General features: G+C 47.7%; 6 protein-coding genes and 1 tRNA gene. 5 read left to right on the top strand and 2 right to left on the bottom strand.

Annotated features, from left to right (window positions below; genetic code table 11):
- Nucleotides 1–135 precede the first annotated feature (135 nt).
- The 3 genes from ACLQ7H_RS00775 to ACLQ7H_RS00765 all read left to right on the top strand — a co-directional run bounded on the left by ACLQ7H_RS00775 (nucleotide 136) and on the right by ACLQ7H_RS00765 (nucleotide 3,637).
- A tRNA-Ser gene (locus tag ACLQ7H_RS00775) sits at nucleotides 136–225 on the top strand.
- A gap of 974 nt (nucleotides 226–1,199) precedes the next feature.
- Entirely contained in the window at nucleotides 1,200–2,552 is a 1,353-nt protein-coding gene (locus tag ACLQ7H_RS00770) for a cation:proton antiporter (protein ID WP_411751022.1), read from the top strand.
- A gap of 329 nt (nucleotides 2,553–2,881) precedes the next feature.
- Nucleotides 2,882–3,637, top strand: a complete 756-nt coding sequence (locus tag ACLQ7H_RS00765) for a Crp/Fnr family transcriptional regulator (RefSeq protein WP_411751021.1) — start codon at nucleotides 2,882–2,884, stop codon at nucleotides 3,635–3,637.
- On the opposite strand, the gene ACLQ7H_RS00760 is transcribed toward ACLQ7H_RS00765, so the two are convergent.
- The gene (locus ACLQ7H_RS00760; protein WP_411751020.1) at nucleotides 3,627–4,178 is read right to left on the bottom strand and encodes a YSC84-related protein; all 552 of its coding nucleotides are present in this window, start codon (nucleotides 4,176–4,178) and stop codon (nucleotides 3,627–3,629) included. The two genes, ACLQ7H_RS00765 and ACLQ7H_RS00760, sit on opposite strands and share 11 nt — an antisense overlap.
- A gap of 645 nt (nucleotides 4,179–4,823) precedes the next feature.
- Here ACLQ7H_RS00760 and osmB point away from each other — a divergent pair.
- Both osmB and ACLQ7H_RS00750 read left to right on the top strand, forming a co-directional pair.
- Nucleotides 4,824–5,042, top strand: coding sequence for an osmotically-inducible lipoprotein OsmB (gene osmB / locus ACLQ7H_RS00755; RefSeq protein WP_411751019.1), 219 nt, complete (start codon nucleotides 4,824–4,826; stop codon nucleotides 5,040–5,042).
- 163 nt (nucleotides 5,043–5,205) lie between these two features.
- Nucleotides 5,206–5,493 carry a hypothetical protein gene (locus ACLQ7H_RS00750; protein ID WP_411751018.1) on the top strand — a complete coding sequence of 96 codons (288 nt, stop codon included), beginning with the start codon at nucleotides 5,206–5,208 and terminating at the stop codon, nucleotides 5,491–5,493.
- A gap of 479 nt (nucleotides 5,494–5,972) precedes the next feature.
- Here the strand turns inward: ACLQ7H_RS00750 and ACLQ7H_RS00745 are convergent.
- Nucleotides 5,973–6,828 (bottom strand): AI-2E family transporter (locus ACLQ7H_RS00745; RefSeq protein WP_411751017.1); only part of this gene is annotated, 856 nt, incomplete at its 5' end.

The raw sequence follows: 6,828 nt of genomic DNA, 5'->3' as shown, positions 1-6,828 counted from the left end.
ATCGTGCGACAAATCAGCAGATTGCTGGAAGTTTGGCTAAACGCACGCGGTTATGGCACAAGGCTATTGACGCTGGGATCAGATTCTCCTACATTAGCGCCCGTCGACAGCGTAAAACGTTGCCGATGACAAAACGGTGAGGTGTCTGAGTGGCTGAAGGAGCACGCCTGGAAAGTGTGTATACGCGTAAGTGTATCGAGGGTTCGAACCCCTCCCTCACCGCCATATTACAAGAGAAAGTCTGAACTCACGTTCAGACTTTTTTTTTGCATGTACCACGCTCTGGGAGGGGTGAGAAGCCTCGACAGGGTTCGACAAAATGGCTCGCAACGCAGAGACATTTTGGACGGCCGACCGGCCGCCCACAGGGTGAGCTTGCGAATCAAGCCCGACCTCACCGCCATATTTAAAGAAGAAGCCTGAACTCACGTTCAGACTTTTTTTTTGCATATTCCCCGCTCTGGGAGGGGTAAGAAGCCTCGACAGGGTTCGACAAAATGACTCGCATCGCAGAGACATTTTGGACGGCCGACGGGCCGCTCGTAGGGTGAGCTTGCGTATCAAGCTCGACCTCACCGCCATATATAAACCCAATCTTTTAATAAGCTTGTTTTTTTTGCTTTTTACAGTTTTCGAGTATGACATTCAGTATGCCATTCGCTTTTATCTTCAGCTACTTTGCCTTGCTCCATATTGGACTCATCAGAGTAAACACGAGTTCTCATCAGCTAACGTCTCCCCCACCATGCCGCCGGATTTTTAAGCATTCCCCGACATAGCCAGTATACGAGAGGCCATTTCGAGCCGTGATTTTTTGCCCATCCATCAAGTATCGCATCGAGCAATATGCTTCCCTGCTTTGAGCATAAAAAACGCTTATGACATATTTATCGATAATGGAGGTGGTACTACCTTATTGTTTTATCGGTGATTTATTTGAAAAAGTAATTTAACAACGAAGCCTGAATAGACTCCAGTTGGCGCATAGGGATATGAACAGCATCCGCAGTATTTATGACCATGCTTTGTATCTGGATCAACGGCGAATCATGATGAAGTGGTATGCTGATTACATCGACCATCTGGAACATGAGGGAGTCATACCAACACCACCTGTAGCGTAGTAGCCGGTCGTAAAAAAGCCATCATCGCTTTTTCCCAAAAGGATTCGCTCAATCAGCATTTAACAGGAGGCTTTCATGACTTTTTTGGGATGGACCGCGGCGGTGGGTGGATTGCTACTGATAATGTCACTGGCGTCGGGCTGGATATACCGCAGCCCGGTGACATCGTTTGGTTTGTATCTGACGGCAGGTGTCGCCTGCGGCCCCTGGGCACTGGATCTGTTGCATATCGATATAGTGGCTCATTCGGAACTGACCGGCAGGCTGACTAAAATTGCGATAGTGGCGTCGCTCTTTATTACCGGCCTGAAACTGCGCCTTCCTTTTCGCAACCGCGGCTGGCTGATGGGCGTGCGGCTCGCATTCCCTGGCATGTTACTGACTGTGGCGGGTATCACGGTGGTGGCGCACTACCTCATCGATCTGTCCTGGCCGATGGCGCTGGCCTTTGGGGCGATTGTTGCCCCCACGGATCCGGTACTCGCGAGTCTTATCTCCGTCAATGATGCCCGTGATGACGACAATCTGAGGGTGTCGTTATCAAGCGAGGCGGGCATGAATGACGGCTCGGCGTTGCCAATTCTCATGCTGGCGCTGCTGCTGAATTCCACCGAACCACTGACGTATCTGGAAATTGGCCATTGGGCGCTGGTTGACGTGCTCTGGGCGTTACTTGGTGGTCTGGGGATCGGTTATGGTTTGGGTCGCTCGATTGGGCTACTTGCCGCACGCTTGCGTCATGCGCAGGGCGATATCGCACCAAGCGATTTTATCGCGTTGTCGCTGATTGCCCTGAGCTACGCTGCTGCGCAGAGCCTCGATGCGTCAGGTTTTTTAGCGGCCTTTGCTGCAGGCGTTGGCTTACGCAGCGCTGAGTTACAGATAGTTAATCTGCATCCACCTGAAAACATAGCGGATGACCAGCGCTACCGGCCAGCAGAAGAGTTGGTTAATCCACATAGCCGCCACTCATTTGTCGATCGCGGTCCGACAGAGTCCATGGGACTGGTAGTGGGGGACGCCCTGTCATTTGGCGATACTATTGAGCGTCTGTTTGCCGCCGCCATCATCGTGGTGCTGGGTATTACTCTGTCGCAGCATTGGGAACCGATAGGTTTACTGATTGCGGCAGTGTTGTTTATTGTGATTCGCCCAGCGTCGGTATACATAGCAACCATTGGCAGCCAGACCCCGCTCGCCCGGCGTCTGATGATTGGCTGGCTGGGGATCCGGGGCATTGGAAGCATCAACTATATTGCTTACGCCTATACCCATGGCATGATGGGCATGGAAGCCGAACGCATGACCGACATCGCCTTTACGGTGATTGTTACCAGCATTTTAGTACATGGCTTAACGGTAACTCCGCTGCTCAACTGGCGTCAGAGGAAGCAGGCAATGCGCGAAGAACAGGAAAGGGAGAAGTGATTTATCGTTACTGCTGCCAAGAGTAATCGATGAGAAAACGACAGTTTCAGGTTGGCTGAAAGTGAACGGCCAGTGTAATAAGAGAAAGCCAGGCGTGTTAGGAAATAACGCGTTCACGCTCTTCTGGCACGACAATTCATCATCGCCAGAATACGCAGAAGCGAACGATTATGGCCTGGTATCGAAATCCATTGTGAGCAATAAAGAAATCAGCTGAATGCGGGCGGAAAATCGTATTGCTGTTTTGGTCAAGAGAAATAGATAAATTCAGCAACCGCATTGCATTTTAGGTTATGGTAACGCGGTCCCCACATCGGAAACCGCCCGAAATGACCGATTACTCTGCTACTAATGCAAACGGACTACTCGCTGCTTTGCCGCCGCCGGTATGGCAACGTTTGAAGCCCTTGCTCACGCGGGTTGAACTACCACTTGGGAAAGTGTTGTATGAGTCGGGTGATACTTTGACTTATGTCTACTTTCCTGCCACGGCTATCGTCTCGCTGCTTTATGTTATGGAAGACGGCGCCTCCGCAGAGATCGCCGTGGTAGGACATGAGGGAATTGTCGGTGTTTCGTTATTTATGGGCGGAGGATCCACCCCTAGTCGTGCCGTGGTACAAAGTGCCGGATATGCTTTCCGTTTGCCTAGCTTGGCGTTAAAACATGAATTCCAGCTAGGGGGAGAACTCCAGCGCCTGTTCTTACTCTATACACAAGCCCTGCTGACCCAGATGGCGCAAACGGCCGTTTGTAACCGACATCACAACATCGATCAACAGTTGTGCCGCTGGTTATTACTCAGTCTGGATCGTCTCTCTGGTAATGAACTGGTCATGACTCAAGAACTGATTGCGAATATGTTAGGCGTTAGGCGCAGTGGCGTCACCGAAGCCGCGCTCAAGCTTCAACAGGCAGGATTAATCAGCTACACTAGGGGGCGTATAACCATTTTAGACCGCCTGGGGCTTGAGCACCGCACCTGTGAGTGTTATATCGTAGTGAAAAAAGAATATGATCGGCTATTAACTTACGTGCCGAATAGGCAAAGCCAATCTTCTGTAGATGGATTTATCAGCGATTAATAACGGATATTTTAGTGCCTTCGATACTTAGACTGGCCATGAGCCCTTGTTGATCAAAAATAAATGCATAAGCTGCATCTTTTAGCGTTGATGATGAGAGATTCTTGGCCACTCCCTCATTCACCACTACCACGGTAGGGCCAACGCCGACTTCCCAACCTTTTGATTTTTCTAGGTAGTTCATGGAGCTGTCATTCATCAGGAAAACAACATATCCATAAGACTGAGCCCCTGCTTGTAATCCCCAAGATGCGGACACCGAATTATAATAATTAGCAGGTTGGTCATTTTTTAACAGCACGCCTTCTCCGTAGCTGCCGCCGAACACTAATCCGGCTTTTATAACTTTGGGAAATACCAGTATGGCGCGTGACTGTTTTGCTATTTTCTTGGCTACTGGATTATGTTGATAAAGGGTATTGAGTGCCTGCTTTGCATCTCTATCTAACTCATCAGCAGATGCAGCAGAAGCAACGACTGGGCACATACCAATTATTAGTGCAGCCATAATTGGTAGGGTGCTTGCTTTTATCATTTTCATTTTCATATCCTTAGGTTTTTATTGCTATTTATGTTTTTATTTAGACATAATCATAAGTTAATAATGAAGAAATATCTGTACGCTCGCGTACATAGCATCAAATTAATAATTTTTTTACTGCTAATTGAAATGCATTTTTTATAAAGAAATCCATAGAAAATCATTGGGAAAATGCCATTAAAAAAATAACGGGCTATCATAACCATGTTGGAGTATGCTAAATTCACCTTACATCTAACAGGTAAAAGATATGTCTCTCTTTGATGCTATTAAGATGTTTAGTAACACATCAGTTAACGTCACACTTGCGGATTATTCTGTTAAATCAGAGCAAGGCAGTGATAAAATACGCAAAATGTCACCACTATTTTGCCTGGGGAATGGTCACTTTTACTTACCGAAGGCGAGTAGTTATTGACTACAACTGAGCCATGAAAACAATCCTATCCACAACCCAATAGCGTCAGTACGAGTGGGGAACTCAAATTTCCTTTTAGGATGCTAAACAGACTGGAACGGGTTTTATTTTCTATGATTAAGATTGCTCTTGCAAGGCGTTACTTTTTTATATCGTTAAACGCTATTGTTGTTGCACTGATTATTTATAAGCTAACATCCACTCAGCCTAAATGAAGGAAGTATATTATGATGATATTCAATAAACGTATTGGAACTGCCGCTCTGGCGATTATGCTGATTTTGTCAGTCAGCGCCTGTTCCAATATGTCAAAACGTGACCGCAACACGGCCATCGGTGCAGGTGCGGGTGCTGTGGGTGGTGCCGTATTAACTGATGGTAATGCAGTGGGTACCGTCGGTGGTGCTGCTGTCGGTGGGATTATTGGTAATCAGATAAGTAAATAAAACGTAAATTAATTCCGTTATGGTGGGATATCAGACAGTTCGAGCTGCGTGGGGCTTACTGCTGATAATATGTTAGGCACCGTAACGAGTTTCGCTTTTGGCCATCTTTCCGTTTCAACACACCGCGTTATGGTAGCTGTCTGATAAGAAAAAATGGATTTATATGAAAAAGAAGATGTCGTGTATCTCGTTAAATTATAGAAAAGTCCTGGGAGCCCCATCTCCTGTATTGAGCATCGATTTCGTTAATATAAAAAATGAGCATTTTACGATACGTTATAATTTTCCGCCGGATACCCCGAAACGCACAGAACGGCGAGTCTCCATACTTTTAAACCTTCTGCAGAGACAACAAAAGTTTAATTTTAAGGATCTCACCGTCGAAACCGCCTTGAATGCCGAGTTAATTAACCTCTTCGGCAATGAAAAAAATGCTGGCCTTCTCGCATGACAATCAGACTGCGGCTAAGCATCCCCTGCGTAATCGCCACGCCGATTTGCCCGGCTAAATAATCGTAACAACCGCGCGCAAAACGCAGCTCCTTAGCTGAACTATTTGGTGTGGTTTGCCACTGCGAAGTGACAGGCCAGACTTTCTAAGCTCTGGGAAATATGTGGCCCGGCCAAGCGGTAATAACGATTGCTGACGAATCCCATCTTTCTGGTAAGGGTCTTCTAAGTGATTCGCGATCGCTATTTCTGGACATTGAAAGAGCTCAGACACACTGCTAGTTAAGACTACTAATCTCCCCTCACCCCAACCCTCTGCCACAATACAGATCGAGTGCCACATCAACACTGTATTGGGGAAAAGAAGCGGGTCCGGAGCTGCGGTCAGATGCAGTATACAAATTGTAACACGTTAAGTCCCCTCTCCTTTTGGAAGAGGGTAATGTTCGCCCATTTTAAAAAACCTCTCATGGCACACACTCATATCAGCTTAGCTTCCCTGAGTTCACTTTTCAGATAGGCGTAATAGATAGGAGCGGCAACCACGCCAGCCAGGCCGAATGCCGCCTCAAAGACCAACATCGCCAGTAAGATCTCCCAAGAGTTGGCATTGATTTTAGTGCCGACGATGCGGGCATTGAGGAAGTACTCAAACTTGTGGATCACGATCAGGTAGAGCAGCGCAATCAGTGCCACCCCGAGTGAAACCGACAGGCCAGAGATGAAAACAATAGTATTGGAGATCAGATTGCCAATCACCGGCAGCAGGCCAAAGATAAAGGTAAACACCACCAGCGTTTTCGCCAGTGGGATCTGGATCCCGCACAGCGGTAGCACACCAAGGATAAAGATGGCCGAGAAGAAGGTATTAATTGCCGATATTTTAACCTGAGCAAACACAATATTGCGGAACGCCTGCGATAGCAGCGAAATCCGTTTCATTAGCTCACTTTTCAGTAATGGCCGTTCCTCTCTGCTATCAATGCTATACAGTGAGATTATGGCACCGAGCACCATCCCGATCAGCATGGTCACCAAGCCATGCAGTACGCTCTTACCCATCGTCTGCAGCAGCGCTATGTGCTGTTGCATCCGGCTCAGGATCTCGTTCTTCAGCTCTTCCACACTCAACGGCAGATAGCCCGGCATATATTTTGCTACCTCTTGCTGGACATCCTGCAGGATGAACGCAATACGGGTGTTAATGGCGGAGATATTCTTCATATCCTGCATCAGATAGCCGACGATACTACCCACAATGGTGATCAACAGGCTGACCACCAGAGTGCTGATCACCGCCACAACCAGCCATCTGGCCCGATGACCGCCAATCACC

Source organism: Serratia sp. (in: enterobacteria), assembly GCF_046715635.1.
Classification (GTDB): domain Bacteria; phylum Pseudomonadota; class Gammaproteobacteria; order Enterobacterales; family Enterobacteriaceae; genus Chania.
This window is presented reverse-complemented; position numbering and strand designations above follow the sequence as displayed.